The organism is Rhizobium sp. YTU87027, assembly GCF_050644135.1.
Taxonomy (GTDB): Bacteria; Pseudomonadota; Alphaproteobacteria; order Rhizobiales; family Rhizobiaceae; genus Rhizobium.
Map to the genome: position 1 here is coordinate 458,309 of NZ_CP098441.1, position 20,093 is coordinate 478,401.

At 61.9% G+C, this 20,093-nt stretch carries 16 protein-coding genes; 3 read left to right on the forward strand and 13 right to left on the reverse strand.

Features of this window, described 5'->3' with window-relative positions; all coding sequences use genetic code 11:
• Positions 1–27: 27 nt before the first annotated feature.
• The 9 genes from NBG89_RS20910 to NBG89_RS20950 form a co-directional block, all read right to left on the reverse strand.
• Entirely contained in the window at positions 28–1,659 is a 1,632-nt protein-coding gene (locus NBG89_RS20910; RefSeq protein ID WP_431324039.1) for an ABC transporter ATP-binding protein, read from the reverse strand.
• Complete coding sequence (locus NBG89_RS20915) at positions 1,652–2,479, reverse strand: ABC transporter permease (protein ID WP_431324040.1); 828 nt, start codon at positions 2,477–2,479, stop codon at positions 1,652–1,654. Before NBG89_RS20915 ends, NBG89_RS20910 begins: the two co-directional genes overlap by 8 nt.
• A complete protein-coding gene (locus NBG89_RS20920; RefSeq protein ID WP_431324041.1) occupies positions 2,476–3,483 on the reverse strand; it encodes an ABC transporter permease in 1,008 nt (335 codons plus the stop codon). Before NBG89_RS20920 ends, NBG89_RS20915 begins: the two co-directional genes overlap by 4 nt.
• Positions 3,484–3,578: 95 nt before the next feature.
• Complete coding sequence (locus NBG89_RS20925; protein WP_431324042.1) at positions 3,579–5,168, reverse strand: ABC transporter substrate-binding protein; 1,590 nt, start codon at positions 5,166–5,168, stop codon at positions 3,579–3,581.
• Between the two features lie 118 nt (positions 5,169–5,286).
• Positions 5,287–6,069, reverse strand: a complete 783-nt coding sequence (locus NBG89_RS20930; protein ID WP_431324043.1) for a carnitinyl-CoA dehydratase — start codon at positions 6,067–6,069, stop codon at positions 5,287–5,289.
• A gap of 1 nt (position 6,070) precedes the next feature.
• A complete protein-coding gene (locus NBG89_RS20935; protein ID WP_431324044.1) occupies positions 6,071–8,131 on the reverse strand; it encodes an acetate--CoA ligase family protein in 2,061 nt (686 codons plus the stop codon).
• A 4-nt stretch (positions 8,132–8,135) separates the two neighbouring features.
• Positions 8,136–9,296 carry an acyl-CoA dehydrogenase family protein gene (locus tag NBG89_RS20940; RefSeq protein WP_431324045.1) on the reverse strand — a complete coding sequence of 387 codons (1,161 nt, stop codon included), beginning with the start codon at positions 9,294–9,296 and terminating at the stop codon, positions 8,136–8,138.
• Between the two features lie 10 nt (positions 9,297–9,306).
• Positions 9,307–10,797 (reverse strand): carnitine 3-dehydrogenase, encoded by a 1,491-nt coding sequence (locus NBG89_RS20945; protein WP_431324046.1) that lies wholly within the window; start codon positions 10,795–10,797, stop codon positions 9,307–9,309.
• Positions 10,798–10,804: 7 nt separating this feature from the next.
• A complete protein-coding gene (locus NBG89_RS20950) occupies positions 10,805–11,707 on the reverse strand; it encodes a 3-keto-5-aminohexanoate cleavage protein (RefSeq protein WP_431324047.1) in 903 nt (300 codons plus the stop codon).
• Between the two features lie 38 nt (positions 11,708–11,745).
• Between NBG89_RS20950 and NBG89_RS20955 the strand changes: the two genes are divergently transcribed.
• The gene (locus tag NBG89_RS20955; RefSeq protein WP_431324048.1) at positions 11,746–12,798 is read left to right on the forward strand and encodes a GlxA family transcriptional regulator; all 1,053 of its coding nucleotides are present in this window, start codon (positions 11,746–11,748) and stop codon (positions 12,796–12,798) included.
• Here NBG89_RS20955 and NBG89_RS20960 read toward each other — a convergent pair.
• A complete protein-coding gene (locus tag NBG89_RS20960; RefSeq protein WP_431324049.1) occupies positions 12,779–13,648 on the reverse strand; it encodes a LysR substrate-binding domain-containing protein in 870 nt (289 codons plus the stop codon). The two genes, NBG89_RS20955 and NBG89_RS20960, sit on opposite strands and share 20 nt — an antisense overlap.
• Before the next feature lie 112 nt (positions 13,649–13,760).
• Here NBG89_RS20960 and NBG89_RS20965 point away from each other — a divergent pair, with 112 nt between their 5' ends.
• Positions 13,761–14,666: a DMT family transporter gene (locus tag NBG89_RS20965; RefSeq protein WP_431324050.1), complete on the forward strand. Its 906-nt coding sequence runs from the start codon at positions 13,761–13,763 to the stop codon at positions 14,664–14,666.
• A 227-nt stretch (positions 14,667–14,893) separates the two neighbouring features.
• On the opposite strand, the gene NBG89_RS20970 is transcribed toward NBG89_RS20965, so the two are convergent.
• Together NBG89_RS20970 and NBG89_RS20975 are read right to left on the reverse strand one after the other, a co-directional pair.
• Entirely contained in the window at positions 14,894–16,324 is a 1,431-nt protein-coding gene (locus NBG89_RS20970; protein WP_431324051.1) for an aldehyde dehydrogenase family protein, read from the reverse strand.
• A gap of 42 nt (positions 16,325–16,366) precedes the next feature.
• Positions 16,367–17,692, reverse strand: a complete 1,326-nt coding sequence (locus tag NBG89_RS20975; RefSeq protein WP_431324052.1) for an NAD(P)/FAD-dependent oxidoreductase — start codon at positions 17,690–17,692, stop codon at positions 16,367–16,369.
• A 234-nt stretch (positions 17,693–17,926) separates the two neighbouring features.
• Here NBG89_RS20975 and NBG89_RS20980 point away from each other — a divergent pair, with 234 nt between their 5' ends.
• A complete protein-coding gene (locus tag NBG89_RS20980; protein WP_431324053.1) occupies positions 17,927–18,406 on the forward strand; it encodes an Lrp/AsnC family transcriptional regulator in 480 nt (159 codons plus the stop codon).
• Positions 18,407–18,436: 30 nt separating this feature from the next.
• Here NBG89_RS20980 and NBG89_RS20985 read toward each other — a convergent pair whose 3' ends face one another.
• Positions 18,437–20,092 carry an ABC transporter ATP-binding protein gene (locus tag NBG89_RS20985; protein WP_431324054.1) on the reverse strand — a complete coding sequence of 552 codons (1,656 nt, stop codon included), beginning with the start codon at positions 20,090–20,092 and terminating at the stop codon, positions 18,437–18,439.
• Between the last annotated feature and the right edge of the window lies 1 nt (position 20,093).

Here is a 20,093-nt window from a genome sequence, read left to right on the forward strand (position 1 = left end):
ATGAAACGACGTTTCCGGCTCGTCTGGTCAGCGTCCGGCGCTTTCCATGCGTCGCGTGGCAAGCACCCGTTCCAGCCAGCCGATTTCCATTTCGGGCACGGATTTCAAGAGCAGATCCGTGTAGTCGTCAAAGGGCGGCGACAGCGCCGTCGATTTCGGGCCAAACCGCACCAGCTTGCCGCGATGCATTACCGCCACGCTGTCGGCGATCGCCCGGACGATCGCGATGTCGTGGGTGATGAAGACGTAGGAGAGCTGCTCTTCCTTCTGCAGGCGCAAGAGCAGCTTGAGGATGCCCTCTGCCACCAGAGGATCGAGTGCCGAGGTCGGCTCGTCGCAAAGGATGAGTTTGGGTCTGGCGGCAAGCGCTCTTGCGATCGCGACGCGCTGCTTCTGGCCGCCGGACAGTTCTGCCGGGTAACGGTCGATGAAACCCTTGCCCATTTCGATGTGGTCGAGTAGCTCCTTCACCCGGGCGGTTTTCTCCGCACCTCTCAGGCCATAATAGAAGGTCAGCGGACGGCCGATGATGTCGCGGACCGTCTGGCGCGGATTCATCGCCGTATCCGCCATCTGGTAGATCAACTGGATGCGCCTGAGGTCATCGTTCGGCCGGCTCTTGAGGCGGGGCGCAAGCGGCTTCCCGTCAAAGACGATACGTCCGCTGCTTGGCGGCAGGAGGCCGGTGATCACGCGCGCCAGGGTCGATTTGCCAGACCCGGATTCGCCGACGACGGCAAGCGTCTGCCCTTTCGGCACATGCAGCGAAACATCGTGGAGCACCTTGAAGCCGTTGGAATATTCGGCGCTCACATTCTCTATCCTGAGAAGTCCGACGGATTGATCGGCAGCCTCCACACGGTAGGCTTGCCTGACGTTGACGAGGGCGCGGGTATAGTCCTGTTGCGGCGCCTCGATGATCTGCTGGACGCTGCCATATTCTACCTGTCTGCCCTGACGCAGGACCATGATGTCATCCGAGATCTGAGCGACGACGGCAAGATCGTGGGTGATATAGAGGGCGGCCGTGTGCGTCTCCTCGATGGCGTGCTTGATCGCCGCGAGGACGTCGATCTGCGTGGTGACGTCAAGAGCCGTGGTCGGCTCGTCGAAGACGATGAGTTCGGGGTTGGGGCAGAGTGCCATCGCCGTCATCGCGCGCTGCAGCTGGCCGCCGGAGACCTGATGGGCAAAGCGCTCGCCGAAAGTCTCTGGATTGGGTAGACCCAAGACACCGAACAGATAAAGCGCACGCTTGCGCGCCGCCTCCCTCGTCATCAGACCATGCTTGATTGAAGCCTCGGTCACCTGATCGCCGAGCCTGTGCGCCGGATTGAAGGCGGCAGCCGCCGATTGCGCGACGTAGCAAACTCGCGCGCCGCGAATTTTTCGGATGCCGCTCTTGCCGAGCGCCAGGATATCGGCGCCCTCGAGCCGGACCTCGCCGCCGGTGATTTCTGCGCCACCCCGGCCGTAGGCGAGCGCTGAGAGACCGATCGTCGACTTGCCGGCGCCCGATTCCCCGATCAGGCCGAGAACCTTGCCCTTCTGAAGATCAAAGGAAACGCCGTCGACAATCGTCACCCGCTTGGGCGGCTCACCCGGCGGATAGCTGGTCGCTTCGATCTTCAGATTGCGAACGGAAAGAAGCTCAGGCATCGCCGCGCCCTCCCTTGAGGCTGGATGTGCGTTTCAGGAGCCAGTCGACAACAAGGTTGACGCAGACAGCCAGCACGGCGATCGCCGTGCCCGGCACCAGTGCGGCGGAAATGCCGAAGATGATGCCGTCCTTGTTGTCCTTGACCATGCCGCCCCAATCGGCCGCGGGCGGTTGAATGCCGAGGCCGAGGAAGGAAAGCGTCGACAGGAACAGGATCGAGAAGGCAAAACGCAGGCCGAACTCGGCAAGCAGCGGCGACAACGTGTTCGGCAGGATTTCGCAAAAGATGATCCAGAGCTTGCCTTCGCCGCGCAGTCTGGCCGCCTCGACGAATTCCATCACCGCGACATCGAGCGCCACGGCACGGCCAAGACGGTAGACGCGGGTGGAATCGAGGATCGCCATGACGAGGATCAGGACCATGATGTTCTGCGGCAGGACGGCCAGAACCACGAGCGCGAAAATCAGCGTCGGGATCGACATCATCAGATCGTTGAAGCGTGAAAAGATCGTGTCGATAAGGCCGCGCGAAACGGCGGCGGTGAAGCTCAAGATGACGCCGAGCGAAAAGGAGATGATCGTGGCAGCGGACGCGACGAGCAGCGTCGTGCGCGCGCCGTAGATGAGGCGCGAAAGTATGTCGCGGCCGAGATTGTCGAGACCGAAGACATATTGATCATCGGGCAGCTGCCAGACGTCGCCGACGACCTGGGTCTCGCCATAGGGCGCGATCCAGGGCGCGAAGGCTGCAAAGATGAAGGCGATCACGATACCGCTTATGCCGATCCAGGCGGTGATGGGGATATCTCTCAATCTCATCTGGGATGCCTCAGCCGGGGGTTGGCGATGATCGCGAGTATATCGGCCGTCATGTTGAGAAAGATGTAGACGGCAGCAAAGATCAGACCGCAGGCCTGCACGACAGGCATGTCTCGCACGGTGACCGCATCGACCATGTATTGCCCCATGCCGGGGTAGACGAAGACGACTTCGACAACGACGACGCCGACCACGAGATAGGCAAGGTTCAATGCGACGACGTTGATGATCGGCGCCAGCGCGTTGGGAGCGGCGTGCTTGACGATCGAGCGGAAGGCGCCGAGGCCTTTCAGCTCCGCAGTCTCCATGTAGGCCGACGACATGACGGAGAGGATCGCCGCCCGCGTCATGCGCATCATGTGCGCAAGCACAACGAGCACGAGGGTCGCCGTCGGCAGCGCGATCGCCTTCAATCGCTCGATGAAGCCCATGCTGTCGTAGACGGTCGCCGGAAAGGTGGCCACGCCGAACTTCACGGCGAAGAAGAGGATCAGCAGGTAGCCGATGAAGAATTCCGGCAGGGAGATTGCCGCAAGCGAGATCACGTTGATGATCTTGTCCGGCAGGCGGTTGCGGAAGTGTACCGATAGCATGCCGAGTCCGACGGCGAGCGGCACGGAAATGACCGCTGCGAATCCTGCCAGGAAGAGCGAATTGCCGAGGCGCTTGCCGATCTGCTCGCTCACCGAATTCTTGCTGGCCCAGGACGTGCCGAAGTCACCCTGGACGGCGTTGCCAAGCCACTCGACGTAGCGCGTCGTTACCGGGCGGTTCAGCCCTAGGTCCTGTCGAATATTGGCAACGGCCTGGGGCGTTGCCGACTGGCCGAGATAGGTGGTTGCAAAATCGCCGGGCAGCGCTTCCAGCCCACCGAAGATGAGGACGGAAACGGCAAAAAGCAGGACGATGCTGAGGACGAAGCGCTCGAGGACGAGGGCAAGCAGCGGAAAGCGCTGCCGGAACCCGAGGCCGGGCAGGATATTGCTTGGGGCGGGATTGTTCATGGCGAGGACCTCGCGCTAAAACGTCGGGAGGACCGCGGGTTTCATCCCACGGTCCCGGCTTCGTTGGAGATCAAAGGGGCTTGCGCCCCTTGCCATCAGGCGTCCAGCCAGACGCGGGTCGCGACGTAGCCGTTCGACATGTCGTTGCCGATATCGTGGACATAACCCTTCACCTGCTTGGTGGAGGCATTCACGAAGTCGTTGAACATCGGCAGGATCAGCCCGCCTTCGTCGCGAACCATCATTGCCATGGTGCGGTACATGTCCTTGCGCTTGGCTTCATCAAGTTCGGAGCGGGCCTGTAGCAAGAGCTTGTCGAAGTCAGGACGCTTGAAACGGGTGTCGTTCCAGTCCGCCGTCGAAAGATAGGCGGTGGAATACATCTGGTCCTGCGTCGGACGCCCGCCCCAGTAGGAGGTCGAGAACGGCTGGACGTTCCACACATTGGTCCAGTAGCCGTCACCCGGCTCGCGCTTGACCTCGATCTCGATCCCGGCCTTCTTGCAGCTTTCCTGATAGAGGACGGCCGCATCGACAGCGCCGGGAAAGGCGACTTCGGAGGTGCGTAGAAGGACCGAGCCGCTATGGCCTGACTTCTTGTAGTGGAAGGCGGCCTTGTCGGGGTCGTAGGCGCGCTGCTCGATGCCCTCGGGGAACAGCGCATAGGTGTTGTTGATCGGGAAGTCGTTGCCGACCTTGCCATAGCCGCCGAGGATTTTCTGCACCATGGTCTCGCGGTCCATGGCGTATTTGAGTGCCAGGCGCAGATCGTTGTTGTCGAACGGCGCCTTGTCGCAATGCATGATGAAGACATAGTGGCCGCGGCCAGCGGTCGAGAGTATCTCGACGTTGGGCGCGCGCTTCAGCAGGTTGACGGTCTTCGGGTCGACGCGGTTGATATAGTGCACCTGGCCCGACGACAGTGCCGCGATGCGGGCGGTGGCGTCGTTCATGCCGATGATCTCGATCGAATCGACATAGCCGCGGTCGGTGCGCCAGTCGTCCTTGTTTTTCTCGAAGGTGGCACGGACGCCGGGCTCGAAGCTTGTCAGCTTGTAGGGACCTGTGCCGATCGAGGCAAGCGGCTCGTCGACGCCGCCATTCGGCTGGATGACCAGGTGGTAGTCGGACAATAGCAGCGGCATGTCGGCATTGCCTTCGCTGAGCGTCAGGACGAGATTGCCGCCATCGGCCTTGACCTCCTTGATCGAGCCGAGGACGCCGAGCGCGCCGGATTCCGACTTCGCATCGGTATGGCGCTTCAGCGTCGCAACGACGTCGTCGATCGTCAGTTCCTTGCCATTGTGGAACTTGACGCCCTTGCGGATCTTGAAGGTCCAGGTCACTGCATCCTTCGACGGTTCCCAGGATTCGGCGAGCGCGGGCACGGCAGCGCCAGTCAGCGGATCGGATTCGACAAGCATGTCACCCCAGCAGCGGCCGACGCAGAACATGAACTGCGACAGGAATTTCGCCGGATCCTTGGAATCGGTGGCAGCGCCACCTTCAAGGCCGAGCTTCAGGTGGCCGCCGCGCTTGGGCTCGGCGGCCACGGCACTTTCGGTGAAAAGCTTGTCGGCAACCGCAAGTGTGATGCCCGCCGCCATGGCGCGTCCCATGAATTCGCGGCGGCTGAGCCCGCCCGCGGTGACACGGCTTGCGAGATATTTGGTGTAGTCGTTCATTCCCCAGTTCCTTCTTTATGGTGCGTTGACAGAACTTCCGGGCAGATTCGCAGGCGGTTTCCTCTCCGCCTCCGGTGCCCGCATCATGCGGGAAAATGCTGCGGTTGCCGCCGCCTCGTTATCGTCCTTTCCAATTGGGGTTTCGCTTCTCTGCGAAGGCGAGCGCGCCTTCCAATTGGTCTTCGCTCGAATAGAGCCTGTCGACCGTCGCAAACTGCCGCTTGGTGATCTTGTTCATGGCAGTCTGGAACGTCGAACCCTCCGCTTCGCGCACGATTTCCTTGATGGCGGCATAGACGAGCGCCGGCCCGCTTTCGAGCAGTCGGGCAAGCTCCCATGCTCTTTCCATCAGCCGTTCGGCTGGCAAGACCTCATTGACGAAACCCCAGCGATGCGCCTCGTGGACGTCGAGCCAGCGGCCCGTCAAGAGCATGTCCATGGCGATGTGGTACGGGATGCGCTTCGGCAGCTTGATCGAAGCAGCATCGGCAACCGTACCCGAGCGAATTTCCGGCAGGGCGAAGGTCGCATGTTCGGCGGCAATGATCAGATCGGCCGAAAGCGCAATCTCCAGCCCGCCACCGCAACAGATGCCATTGACCGCACAGATGACAGGCTTGTTGAGGTCGCGCAATTCCTGCAGTCCGCCAAAGCCGCCCACACCGTAGTCGCCATCGACGGCATCACCGGTCGCCGCCGCCTTCAGGTCCCAGCCGGCGCAGAAGAATCTTTCGCCTGCGCCGGACACGATGGCGACACGCAATGCCGGATCGTCGCGGAAATCTCGAAAGATCAACCCCATGGCACGGCTGGTCGCAAGGTCGATGGCGTTCGCCTTCGGCCGGTCGATGACGACTTCGAGTATTCCGCCATCAAATCGTGTGCGAATCTGGTCGCTCAACCTATGCTACCCTCCTCCGCCTTATCAGGGCATCAACTACGGCAACGCCGCGCCCTTCGGGAAGAACCATCAATGGATTAATGTCCAGTTCCTCCAAGCGCACCGCATTCCTGACGACATATTCTGCCGCTGCTGCGACAGCGGCGACCGCAGCTTCGAGATCGCCTCTCGGGCGTCCGCGGTAGCCATGGATCAATTTTGCAATCTTGAGACGCGAAATCGCCGCTTGAATGTCCGGTTTCGTCGCCGGAAGCGGCAGGATGACCGAATCATCAAGCAATTCGACGAAGATTCCGCCGGTGCCTAGAGTGAGCGACAATCCGAAGGCGGGGTCGCGGGTAGCACCAACGATGAGTTCGGCGACCGGCGGATCGATCATCTTCTCTACGAGATAACCGCCATTCGGCGGCATGGCCGCTGCCGCATTCGACACCGCCTCGCGATGCTTGAGGTTGAGTGCGACGGCTCCGGCCTCGGTCTTGTGCGCGATACCGAGGCCCTTCAGCGCAACAGGGAAACCGAGCCGTTCGGCCTGGTTGGCCGCTTCTCGGGGAGAAAAGGCCAACAGCCCTTTCGGAACGGGCAAGCCGAAAGCGGTAAGCTCAACCTTTGCATCGGCTTCCGTCAGGGTCTCGATCTCGCCCTCCATAGTGGACAGGTCGAGCAGTGGCGGGGGAGGCGGCCGATTCCAGGCGCGGCCAATGCCGGCGGCGACTTCTGCCGCCGCGATGGTCTCGTCGATGCCCGAGAAGGCGACAATGCCGTTTGCCATCAGGCGATCGGCGGTCGCCTCCGGCATATTTTCCGGAAGGGTCGCGACAAGCCCGGCCAGCGCGCCAGTGGAGGAGGCCGCGGCAATCATGGCATCCGCTGTCGTCGTCCACTCGGATGCGTCGCACCGATCACTGCGGGGAAAGTCGAGGACGACGAGATTGAGGGCATATCCCCCTTCGAACATGGCGCTGAAGGCTTCGGCCTGGCGTGCGAAATCGCCCCAGACAAAGGTGTGATAGTCGAGCGGATTGGAAAGCGTCACCATCTCGCCCAGCACCCGCCGCAGCCGTGGCAATTGCTGCGGCTGCAATGGACCGAATTCCACGGCACGCCCGACGGCGGCATCTGCGAGCAACGAGGCCTCGCCTCCCGAACAGCTCATCGACGAGATCGAATGGCCTGCGAGCGGGCCGGCGACATGCAGCAGCTTCAAGGTTTCCAAGAGCGCCGGCAAACTCTGGACGCGGCCGAGGCCGAGGCGGGCGAGCACGGCATTCGCGACGGCATCACTGCCGGAAAGCGAGGCGGTGTGCGACACGGCCGCACGCTTTGCCTGCTCGGACCTGCCGACCTTCAATACGACGACCGGCTTGCCTGACTGGCGGGCGATAGCGGCCAGGCGTTCAAGGGGGGCGAGATCGCCGAAGCCTTCGACATGGAGGCCGACCGCCGTGACGCGCGGATCGTCGATCAGCGCGCAGGCAACATCACAAAGCGATGTCTGCGCCTGGTTGCCAGTGGTCACCATATAGGCGATCGGCAGGCCACGGGTCTGCATGGTGAGGTTGATGGCGATATTGGAGGACTGCGTGAGGATTGCGACACCGCGTTCGATACGCCGCATGCCGTGCTGATCGGGCCATAGAAGCGCGCCGTCGAGACCGTTGATGAGCCCGTAGCAATTCGGCCCGAGGATCGGCATGTCGCCGGCGGCCGCCAGCAGGGCCTGCTGCAGCTCGGCGCCGTCGCCGAGTTCACCCGTCGCCTCGCTGAAGCCTGACGCATAACAGACCGCGCCGCCGGCGCCGGCCCGCGAAAGGCTGCGCACGATCTCGACGGTCAGCATCCTGTTGACGCCGACAAAGGCAGCGTCGGGTGCCGAAGGAAGATCGGATACCGAGCGATAGCAGGGCCGTCCTAGCACTTCGCCTAGCTTGGGGTGGACGGGCCAGATCTCGCCGGTAAACCCCATGCGGTCGCACTGCTCGATGACCCTGCGCGCCTCGCGGCCACCGAAGACGGCGATCGTTTGTGGTCTGAGCAGGCGGTCGAGCGGGCCATGCGTCATCGGCTCATGCTCCCAAAGCTCGAAGCAGGTCGCGGCTGATGATGTGCCGTTGGATTTCAGAGGTGCCGTCCCAGATACGCTCGACGCGCGCATCGCGCCAGAAGCGGGCAAGCGGCAGATCGTCCATCAGGCCCATGCCGCCGAAGATCTGGATCGCCTCGTCCGTTACGCGGCCAAGCATTTCGGAGGCATAAAGTTTGGCCGAGGCGATTTGCCGGTCCGCGCAAAGGCCAGCGTCGAGCTGCCAGGCGGCTGAAAGCGTCAGCCACTCGGCTGCGTCGATTTCGGTGATCATGTCGGCAAGCTTGAAGGACACTCCCTGATTGGCGCCGATCGGCTTGCCGAACTGCTTGCGCTCGGCAGCGTAGGGCAGGGCCAACTCGAACACGCGTCGTGCTCGGCCGACGCAGGTGGCGGCGACCGTCAGCCGCGTGCCGTAGAGCCATTGATTGGCGATATCGAAGCCGCGATGCACCTCGCCGAGCACCTGGTTTGCGGGAATCCGGCAATCTTCGAAACTCAGCGTGCAGTTGCGGTAGCCGCGGTGCGATACAGAATCGTAGCCCTTGCGGATTTCAAACCCGGGCGTGCCGCGATCCACCAGGAAGGCAGTGATCTTCTTCTTGATGCCTTTTGGCGTTTCCTCCTCGCCCGTTGCGGCAAAGACGATCACGAAATCGGCGACGTCGGCATGTGAGATGAAATGTTTCGTGCCGTTCAGGAGAAAATCGCTGCCGTGACGCCGGGCGGTGCATTTCATGCCGCGCATGTCCGACCCGGCGTCCGGCTCGGTAATGGCGAGCGCATCGATCTTCTCGCCGCGCACCGCAGGCAGGAGATAACGCTCGCGCTGTTCGCCCTCGCAGGCCATCAGGATGCCGCAGGGCCGGCCGAAGAAAACCGTCAGCCCCAGCGAGCCGCGCCCCAGCTCGCGCTCGACCAGTGTGAAGGTGACATGGTCAAGGCCGGCGCCACCGACTTCCTCGGGGAAATTGCAGGCGTAAAAGCCGAGATCGATGCATTTTCGCTGGATCTCGCGCCCGAGCTCGGGCGGGACGATGCCTGTGCGCTCGACCTCGTTCTCATGGGGATAGATTTCGGTTTCGACGAAGGCGCGGACCGTCTCAACGATCATTTCCTGTTCTTCGCTCAGCCCGAAATTCATGCCGTTCCTCCTAGCGTCTCTGGCCGACCTGACGGCCGGCGCCTTCAGGCACCGCTAACGTCGCATGCGCTTCTGCAATCGCCTTCACTTTGTCGAATACAATGGTGGGTGCCGGTGTAGCCTTGCCCGCTTTGCTGTCGACATGCAGCAACATGTGTTCGGCCGTGGCGAGGGCCTCGCCCGTCGCCGTGCCATAAAGGGTGTGGAAGACGTGCAGCCGTTTTTCGTCGGCAGACAGGATCTGGCAGGTCGAATGGATCGCCTGGCCAAGCTTTGCCTCGCCGAGATGGCGGATGTGGGTTTCCACCGTGTAGTAGCTCTGCCCCGCCTCGACATAGGCGAGATCGACGCCGATCAGGCCCAACAGCGCATCGGAGGTGTCGCCGAAAACCTGCAGGTAGCGGTGTTCGGTCATATGGCCGTTATAGTCGACCCAGGCAGGGCTGACTTTCGTCTCGACAAGCCTCAGCGGCTTCGACGGGTCAAAAGACACGGATGCCCCGCTGCCTTGTGCCCAGAGTGATTGCTCGAAGTCCTTCAGCAGCTTGCCGGCGCCCCACCCCTTGCCGCCGTGGCCGCCCTTGAGGGCTTGCAGGATGCCGACGAGGTTTTCGTCGCGGATGCGTTCGAGCTCGCGGATCGCAAGGCCGGCCGCCTGTTCGTCTGATTGCCGGCCGATCTTTTCAATCAGCGCATCGTCTAGATCGACGACGTCGGTAAGCTTGGTCCATGGCCAGGCGAGACAGGGACCGAACTGGGCGAGGAAGTGTCGCATCCCGGCCTCGCCGCCGGCAATGCGGTAGGTCTGGAACAGGCCCATCTGTGCCCAGCGCAGGCCGAAAGAGTAGCGGATGACGTCGTCGAGCGTCTCGACGGTGCAGATATCGTCATGGATCAGCCACAGGGCCTCGCGCCACAACGCTTCGAGCAGCCGGTCGCCGACGAAGGCCTCGATTTCCTTGGCGATGTGGACGCCCTTCATGCCGATCGGCGGCAACCTTTCCATCGCCGCCCGGATGGTCTCCGCTGAGGTCCTTTCGCCGCCGACGATTTCGACGAGCGGAAGCAGATAGACGGGGTTGTAGGGGTGGGCGACGAAGAGGCGTTCGGGATGCTTCATGTCGCGCTGCAGATCGGTCGGCAGCAGGCCCGAGGTGGACGAGCCGATCAGAGCGTTGGCGCGCGCAGCGGCATCGATCTCATTCAACACGCCGCGCTTGAGTTCGAGCCTTTCCGGTACGCTCTCCTGGATCCAGTCGGCGTCGGCGACGGCCTCTGGCAGCGTCTTGCAGAAAGTAAGCCTGCCGCGCGCGGGCAGGGGTGCGCCGGTCAGCATGGAATAGGCTTTTTCGGCATTGGCGATCACTTCGCCGACGATGCGTCCCGCGTCCGGATGCGGGTCGAATACATTCACGTCGATGCCGGCCAGCAGGAAACGAGCGATCCATCCGCCGCCGATGACGCCGCCACCGATACAAGCCGCCTTGTTGATCCCTGCCATCCCGTCCTCAGCGCTTCGTCAGTTTGAGTTTCTTGCGGACATCTTGCGGACCGATGATCCGCGCACCCATGCCTTCGACCACCTGTGCAGCCTTTTCGACGAGTTGTGCATTGGTGGCGAGCTGGCCCTTGCCGACGAAGAGATTGTCCTCGAGCCCGACACGTACGTTGCCGCCTGCCAGAACGGCCGCCGCCGGATAGGCCATGGCGCTGCGACCGATCGAAAAGGCCGAAAAGGTCCAGCTCTCCGGTACGTTGTTGACCATCGCCATGAACGTGTTGAGATCGTCTGGCGCGCCCCAAGGAATGCCCATGCACAGCTGGATGAGCACCGGATCTTCGATCAGACCTTCCTCGGCAAGCTGCTTGGCAAACCAGAGATGGCCGGTGTCGAAGGCCTCGATCTCCGGCCGCACGCCGAGTTCCGTCATCTTCCTCGCCATGGCACGCAGCATGGCCGGCGTGTTGGTCATGACATAGTCGCCGAGATTGAAATTCATCGTGCCGCAGTCGAGCGTGCAGATTTCCGGCAGGCATTCGGCGACGTGGCTGACGCGCTCGCTGGCGCCCGCCATGTCAGTGCCTTTCGGATTGAGGGGAAGGGGAGTTTCGACATCGCCGAAAATCAGGTCCCCGCCCATGCCGGCGGTGAGATTGAGGACGACGTCGATATCCGCCGAGCGGATGCGGTCGGTGACCTCCTTGTAAAGTTCGTTTCGGCGGCTGGCGGCGCCCGTTTCCGGATCGCGGACGTGGCAGTGAACGACCGCGGCACCAGCCTTTGCTGCGTCGATGGCGGATTCGGCGATCTGCTTGGGAGTGATCGGCACGCGACTGGATCTGGAAACCGTATCGCCGGCGCCGGTAACGGCGCAGGTAATGAAGACATCGCGGTTCATCGCAAGAGGCATGGTGTCGTTCTCCTGTCTTGTCCGCATTACGCGACAGGATGAATGGAGATGCTTTGCAATCTCGGAACCAAGCGATACATTATCAGAATCATTGGGAGGTGGTTTTGCTGCAGCGATCCACGCAACGGCTCGATATCGACCTTCTCGTCCTGCCGGATACGAACCTGATCCTGATCGCGTCGGTCATCGAGCCGTTGCGCGGCGCCAACCGCATTTCAGGCGGTGAACTCTATCGTTGGCGGCTCCTGACGCCGGACGGAGCGCCGGTCCCGACCACGAGCAACATCGCCGTGCCCACGCAGGGCGCCTTTCGGGCGACGACCGAGGACGCGCCGCTCTTCGTACTTGCCAGTTACAACTGGCGTCGAAGCGCGACACAGGTGCTCAAGATGCAGCTCTCCCAGGCTGCGCGTTACCGCAAAATGATTGCCGGTATCGAGTCCGGCACATGGCTGCTGGCGGAGGCAAGCCTGCTCGACGGACTGCCGGCCACCGTCCACTGGGAGGACTACGAGGATTTTGCCATGGCCTATCCGCAGGTGCGGGCGGTCAAGGATCGTTTCGTCATCGACGGCAAGCGGCTGACGACATCGGGTTCGCTCCCAACCGTGGACCTGATGCTGGAGGTGATCAGGCAACGACAGGGTTATTCGCTGGCGCTCGAAGTCAGCCGGCTGTTCCGTTACGAGCAGCCTTCCTTCCATGCCGACGAACAGCTTTCGGCAGCCCCTGCGGGACTGCGCATGCACGATCCCCGGGTAACGCAGGCGGTACGATTGATGGAGGAGCATATCGAGCAGCCTCTCGTTCTCGCGCGGCTGGCCCGCAGGGTGGGCATCAGCGCCAGGCATCTGCAAGATCTGTTCCAGCAGGCTATCGGCGCGCCGCCGCATGTCCACTATCTCGCGCTGCGTTTGAATGCGGCGCGCCGCAAGGTGATCGAGACGACGGCCTCCTTCGCCGATATCGCGGCGGCGACCGGCTTCAACTCGGCCTCAGCCTTTGCGAGAAGCTACCGGACGAGTTTTTCCGAGAGCCCATCCGAGACCCGGCGCCGATTGCGTCGCCGCATCACGTCATCGCCGACATAGGCTGAAACGCGTCCCGCACCATTTCGGCCAGTTCCCGCACGGCCTCGCTCGAGCGAAAGGTGCTCCGGCGCAGCACGACCTTGGAGGAATCGACCGGCGGGAAACCGTCGTCGGCGGTCAGCTCCCTGCAGCCGGGCGGAATGTTGCTGCGGGAAAGCGTGGTGACGGCAAGGCCGGCGGTCACCGCGTTCTTAAGCCCTGAGCCCGTGTCGGCGATGAATGCGATCCGGTAGTTGCGGCCCAGCTGCTCCAGCGACCGCAGCGCAAAATCGCGTGACCAGGTGGAGTTGCGATAGATTGCAATCGGCAAGGGATCGATGTCGTGCAGCCTATGGACCACGGATGTGACCCAGACGGTCGGATCGATGCACAGGACCTCGCCTTTCGTCTGGTCGCTCCAGTCGAAAACGACGGCCAGATCAAGCTCGTCGCGCTCCAAGGCGGCAATGTTGCGCACTGTATAGTCGCAGGAAACAGTGACCTCGACGGCCGGGTGGCGTACGGCGAAAGCCGCAAGTGCCGCCGGCAGCACCGTTTGGCTGTATTCCTCGGGAATTCCGATCCTGACTGGCCCGTCCAGCGGCTTGCTGCGGATCGTCGCGGCGGCCTCGCTCAGGAGGTCGATGATCCTGCGGGCATAAGGCACGAGCTGTATGCCCTGGCGCGTCAAGAGCACGCCGCGCGCGCCGCGCTCGAAGAGAGTTTCGCCGATCGTCTCCTCGAGCCTCTTGATCTGCGTGCTGATGGCCGACTGCGTCCGCCCGATGCGCTGGGCAGCCGCGGAGAAATTGGACGTCTCGGCGACTACCAGAAAAGTTCTCAATAAGTCGCTTTCGATTGGTTCGCGCATAAAGTAGCCATGGAAAAAATCGATGATAGCTATCTCAACTATTCGTTTGTCTAATATCAACCCGTGGCGCAGAAAGGAACCGCGTTCGACTTCCTTCTTTGAGAATATCTGCGTGACCATTGAAAATCCGGCCAGACGCCTCGCAGGCAGCGAGCACGGGAAGGGTGTGCTTCTCATCGTTGCCGCGACGCTTGCCTGGAGCGCGAGCGGTGTCTACTCGCGGCTCCTGACGACCGACGTATGGACGGCGATCGCCTGGCGGTCGTTGTTCGGCGGACTGTTCCTGCTGATCCCCTGTCTTTTCCTCGAAGGGGGTATTTCACGGCGGCAATGGCGTTCCGTTTTCCATCCGTCCGGTCTTGCCATGATCGCATGCCAGACTTTCAGTCAGGGATGCTTCATCGGGGCGCTTTACATGACCACCGTCGCCAATGTGACGATGATCTATGCGACGACGCCATTCATCGCAGCCCTGCTCGGCTGGCTCATCCTCAAGGAGAGGGTTGCCAGGCGAACGTTGATTGCTGGCGGCATCTCGCTGATTGGTGTCGCGGTCATTGTCGCCTCGTCGATCGGCGGCGGCACGGGTTGGGGCGATCTTCTGGCGCTCGGCATGACTGCGTCCTTCGCGCTCGTCATCATCATCCCCCGCATCGATCCCGACGTGCCGAGCCTGCCGCCGACCATCGTCAGCGCCTTCCTGACCCTTGGCATCTTTGCGCCGTTCGGTTCCGTCGGCTCGCTTGATCTGAGCAACTGGATCGTTCTTGCCGCTTTCGGCGCGACCAATTTCCCTCTCGCGCTGGTGCTCTTCCTTGCCGGGGCAAAGCGGATGCAGCCGGCGGAAGCGGCGCTGATCGGCACGATGGAAATCGTGCTCACGCCCTTCTGGGTCTGGCTGCTGTTTTCCGAACAGCCGCCCGTCGCCACCTATTTTGGTGGCGTGATCATTCTTGGTGCCGTGTTCTGGCACACGACCATCGACGTCAATCGCAGCCGGCGACCGCATCGCGCCTAATTGAGGCCGAAGGGTTTATGAGATATGGCGGACGGCGCGCTCCCACGGCGCAGAGTGTGCCAGAATTGTTGCATCACACTATTGCGAAGCCGTCACTGCATCCCAACCTGCGTTCGGTTCTGACTTGTGGCGGCCACCCAGCATGGAAGTTAGCCGCATGATCAAGACATAGAAGAGAGGCACAAAGAGATCCCGAGAATCGCCGTATGGCATGTCATGAGCTGGAGTTAGTTCGGATCGGCGAAGCCGACAATAGCCTTGATTTCGGTAAAGGCCTCCAGCCCGAATTTCCCGTATTCGCGGCCGTTGCCGGATTGCTTGTAGCCGCCGAAGGGGGCTGCGCCGTCCCATGAGGACGTGTTGAGCCTGACGGTACCGGACTGGAGCTTGCGGGAGAGGTTGCGCGCCTCCTCAAGATCTCCTTGTATGTAGGCTGCGAGACCGTAAGGCGTATCATTGGCGATCGCGACGGCTTGTTCCTCGGTGCTGTATCCGAGGATTGTCAGCACCGGTCCGAACATCTCTTCTTGGGCGATCGTCATGTCGTTCGCGACCCTCGCAAACACCGTCGGGCGGACGTAAAAGCCCTTGTCCAGCTGCTCTGGACGGCCGAGCCCGCCTTCAACGAGGTCCGCCCCCTCTGCTATTCCCTTGCTGATCATCGCCTGGATCTTGTTAAATTGAAGCTGGCTGACCACCGGCCCGATATCGGTCGTGGGGTCGGCTGGTCTGCCGACCACGACTGTCGCGGCCGTCGCCGCGGCAATACGAACCGCCTCATCCATCCGCTCGGCGGGGACGAGCATCCGGGTCGGCGCATTGCACGATTGTCCAGAATTGGCAAAGCAGCGGCGAACGCCGGTGCTGACCGCCGAAACAAGGTCGGCGCTACGCAAGAGGATATTCGGCGATTTGCCGCCAAGCTCCTGGTGAACGCGCTTGACCGTGGGGGCGGCAGCCTGGGCAACGGCGATGCCGGCGCGGGTCGAGCCGGTGAAGGAAACCATGTCGATGTCGGGGTGGCTGGCAAGGACGGCGCCGACGGTCGGGCCGTCGCCATTGACGAGATTGAACACCCCGGGCGGAACGCCGGCCTCATGCAGGATCGCAGCGAAAGCGATCGCGTTGAGCGGGGCGAGTTCCGACGGCTTCAGCACCATGGTGCATCCCGTCGCCAGCGCCGGGGCGACCTTGCTGGCGATCTGGTTGATCGGCCAGTTCCACGGCGTGATCAGCCCGACGACGCCGATAGGCTCGTGGACGATGCGGGTGGAGCCTTGCATATATTCGAAATCGAACCTCTCCATCGCCCGGATCGTCTGTTCGAAATGCGCGACACCCAGGCTGGCCTGCTCCCGCCGCGCCATGGCTCTCGGCGCGCCCATTTCTTGCGAGATGATGTCTCCGAGCGCGTCGTTCTTCTCCCTGAGGATATCAGTGATGCGCAGCAGCAGCGCGAGACGCTCGGCCCGACTGGTCGCCGCATAGGACGGAAAGGCTGCCCTGGCAGCCTGAATTGCCCGCTCTGCATCCGCCGCAGCTCCCATCGCGATGGTGGTGAAGGCCTCTTCCGTGGAGGGGTCCACGACATCAAGCACGTCAGAGCTCAAGGGCTCCACCCATTCACCGCCGATATAAAATTGCCTTGTGTGCTGCATCGGTATCTCCAGTGACGGGACGCGCGTTTGACGGCGAGAAGTCTAGAAGTCGGCGACCCTGCCCCATGCTGAGGTGGCAAGCCTTTCGGGCCGATAGGGGACCGGGTCGACGATCGGGGTGGCGCCGGTGACGAGATCGGCGATGAGATAGCCGGCGCCGGGGCCGATGCCGAAGCCATGTCCGCTGAACCCTGCAGCGAGGATAAAACCCGGTATGCCGGTCACTTCGCCGATGGCCGGCACCCCGTCCGGCGTGCTGTCCACATAGCCCGCCCATTTCGCGGTGACCGCGGTTCCTTTCAGTGCCGGCAGCAAAGCGGTTGCCCTATGCAGGATTTCCTTAACGGCGGTCATGTCGACCGCCGGATCGAGGATACGCATCCACTCCATCGGTGTTTTCTCGTCCAGTCGCCACCTTGACAGCGTCTCATGACCTGAGCGCCAGCCTTCGAAGCCGCCGGGCGCCAAATTTTTCCATCGGCGCGCAAACATCGGCACAAAATGCGTGGCAAAACGAATCTGCTGGGGTGTGACATCGACGCGCGCGCGGCCGCTGATTGCCAGGGTATAGCCGCCGTCACCGCGCCGTGTCGCGGAAACGTCCGCCGTATGCAAGGCATCCGGCAAACCCGTGGCACCTGGTCCCACCGAAACAATGGAAGAGCGGACCGAGGCCTGTGGAAAACGGATGCCAAAATTGTTGCAGAAGGATGACGCCCACGCGCCGCCGGCCAGAACGGCAAATCTTGTCCGGATCGTGCCATTCTCGGTGACAACGCCACTCAGGCGGCCACCGCTCGTCTCGATGCCGCGGGCGGCACAGTTCTCAAGGACAATACCGCCAGCCTTCTGTATCGCCCGCGCGACGACGGGGGCTGCACGCGATGGATCGGCAATCCCATCCGAAGGCGAGAAAACGCCGCCTTTCCAGCTGCGTCCGGTCGCCCTTGCGCGTTCAGTTGCCTCCTTCGATGACAGCATGTGCGTCGTCACGCCAACGGTTCGGGCGAAATCTCGCCAGCGTGCCCAGCCGGAAAGTTCTTCGTCATTGTTTGAGAGGTAGAGCAGGCCGCAGCGGCGGAAGCCCGTATCCTCGCCGGTCTCGGCACAAAATTGCTCCCAAAGGTCGAGGCTCTTGGTCGCGATCGGCAGTTCGCGGGCGTCGCGGTTCTGCTGGCGGCACCAGCCCCAGTTCCGGCTCGATTGTTCTGCGCCGACCTTGCCCTTTTCGACGAGCACGACCTGTACGCCGGCTTTCGCGAGATAATATGCTGCGAAAACCCCGACAATGCCGCCGCCGATCACCACCACATCGGCGGTTTTCGGCAGTTCGGTCGATGTTTCGATATGCAGCAGCGGTGCGGGCATCGGTGTTCTCCAGCGATGGCTTCAATCTACTGATTTCTTGCCGTGAACGTTGCCGGAGAATTGTAAGGCTCGGCATTTTGTGCCGAGTAGGTCGGCGCAATCAAACCTTTATGCTTCATTTGTGAATTTGGCATCGAATGGACGCGCTGCGGGGATATGTTAGTGTTAGAAGCGTGAGTTGCAGCATTTTGTGCTGTGGTCTGAATACGAAATCCAACCCAAGGCGAATCTGCCATGACGAAGCTCGACCGGATCGACATCAAAATCCTGCACGAACTGCAGAAGAACGGCCGCATCACCAATGTGGAATTGGCCGAACTGGTCAATCTGTCGCCGAGCCCGTGCCTGATGCGCGTAAAGAAGCTGCAGGCTGAGGGCTATATTTCGGGCTATTCGGCGCAGATCAATCTCGCAAAACTCGGCCAGATGCTGACGGTTTTCACCGAGATCACGCTGAAGAACCACCGCCAGTTGGATTTCGCGCGGTTCCTGTCGGTGGTCGAGAAGATCGACCAGGTGATCGAATGCCACCTTGTGTCCGGTGGATATGACTATCTGATCAAGTTCGTCACCGCCGGCATCGGCGAATACCAAACGATCATGGAACGCCTGACCGACATGGATATCGGCATCGACAAATATTTCAGCTTCGTCGTGCTGAAGTCCCCGATCGTCAAGGCGCATATGCCGCTGACCAGTCTGTTTCCGGCCTGAAACGCGTATCAGCCAAGATTGCCGATTGCTTCAGCGGTGGCCGTAATCGCCGACCAGCACCGGATCAAGGACGAGATTGTCCAGCCACGTCGGATCCAGTTTCGGCACGGACGAGAACAAGAGTTGCGAATAGGGATGCTGTGGTGCCTTCGTTTTTTCTGGCGTCAACTGCTCGACCTTGCTGCCGGCATACATGACCATGATCTCATCGCAGATCGACTCGACCACCGAAAGATCATGGCTGATGAAGATGTAGGAAAGTTCCAGTTCGCGTTGCAATTCTTTTAGAAGCTCAATGACAGCTGAGGCCACCACGGTATCAAGCGCAGAAGTGATCTCATCGCAGATGATCAGCTTCGGCTCGGCGGCCAAGGCGCGCGCGAAATTCACGCGCTGCTTCTGGCCACCGGACAGTTCCGCTGGATGCCGGTAGCGCAGTTCTCGTGGCAGCCGGACCATATCCATCAGTTGATCGATGCGGGCGTCCCGTGCCTTGCGATCCATGCCATGGTAGAAGGTGAGCGGCCGACCGAGGATTTCCTCGATCGGTTTGGCCGGATTGAGTGCGGTGTCTGCATATTGGAAGACGATCTGCAATTGACGCAGCTGGTCGCGCGTTCTGCCGCGTGCAGCCCGGGCCAATTCCTGGCCAGCGAAAGTTATGTCGCCGGCCGCCGCCGGCAATATGCCGGCGATCGTGCGCGCAAGCGTCGATTTTCCGCAGCCGGATTCGCCGATGATGCCGAGGTTGCGGCCCTTTTCCACCATGAGGCTCACGGACTGGACGGCGCAGACAGCGGGCCGGCCGTCCGACTGAATCTGGCCGTAGCCGGCAACCAAACCGCTGATCTGCAGCAAGGGTGCGGCCCCTGCCGCATCCTGTTTGGCGGCTGAGCGTCGTTTCGGCTCGAAAGCAGCCAGCAATTCCTGAGTATAGGGATGCGTTGCGGCGGTCAGGATTTGCGAGGTCGCGCCGGTCTCCTGCACCTGGCCGCCCTTGAGGACGGCGATGCGGTCGGCGATCTGCGCCACGACGGCAAGATCATGCGAGACATAGACGCCGGCTATGCCACCGGCGCGCATGACGCTCTTGAAGGCTTTCAGGACATCGATCTGGGTCGTCACGTCGAGCGCGGTCGTCGGCTCGTCGAAGACCACCAGCCTGGGATCACCAATCAGCGCCATGGCGGCGGCAAGACGCTGCAACTGGCCGCCGGAGACCTGATGCGGATAGCGGTCGCCGATCGTCTCGGGATTGGGCAATGACAGCGCCCTGAACAACTGGACGGCACGCTCGCGCGCCTTTTCCGGCGCCATCAGCCCGTGGATACGGGTGACCTCGATCACCTGTTCCATGATCGGGGTCGACGGATTGAAGGCTGCCGCCGCACTCTGCGGTACATAGGCGACCTCGGTGCCGCGGTATCTGGCGCGCTCCCGTTCGGGCATGGCCGCCATGTCCTTCCCGTCGAGCCAGACCTGGCCGCCGGAGATGCGGCATCCCGGGCGGGCGTGCCCCATCAGGGTAAGCGCAATCGTCGTCTTGCCGGAACCGCTCTCACCAATCAGCGCAACGATCTCGCCTTCGGCGATCTCCAGGCTGACGTCCTTGATGATTTCCACACGCCGTCCGGCATCGGTCCTCGCCTCGACGCTGAGATTTTTGATTTCGACGAGGTTGGCCATC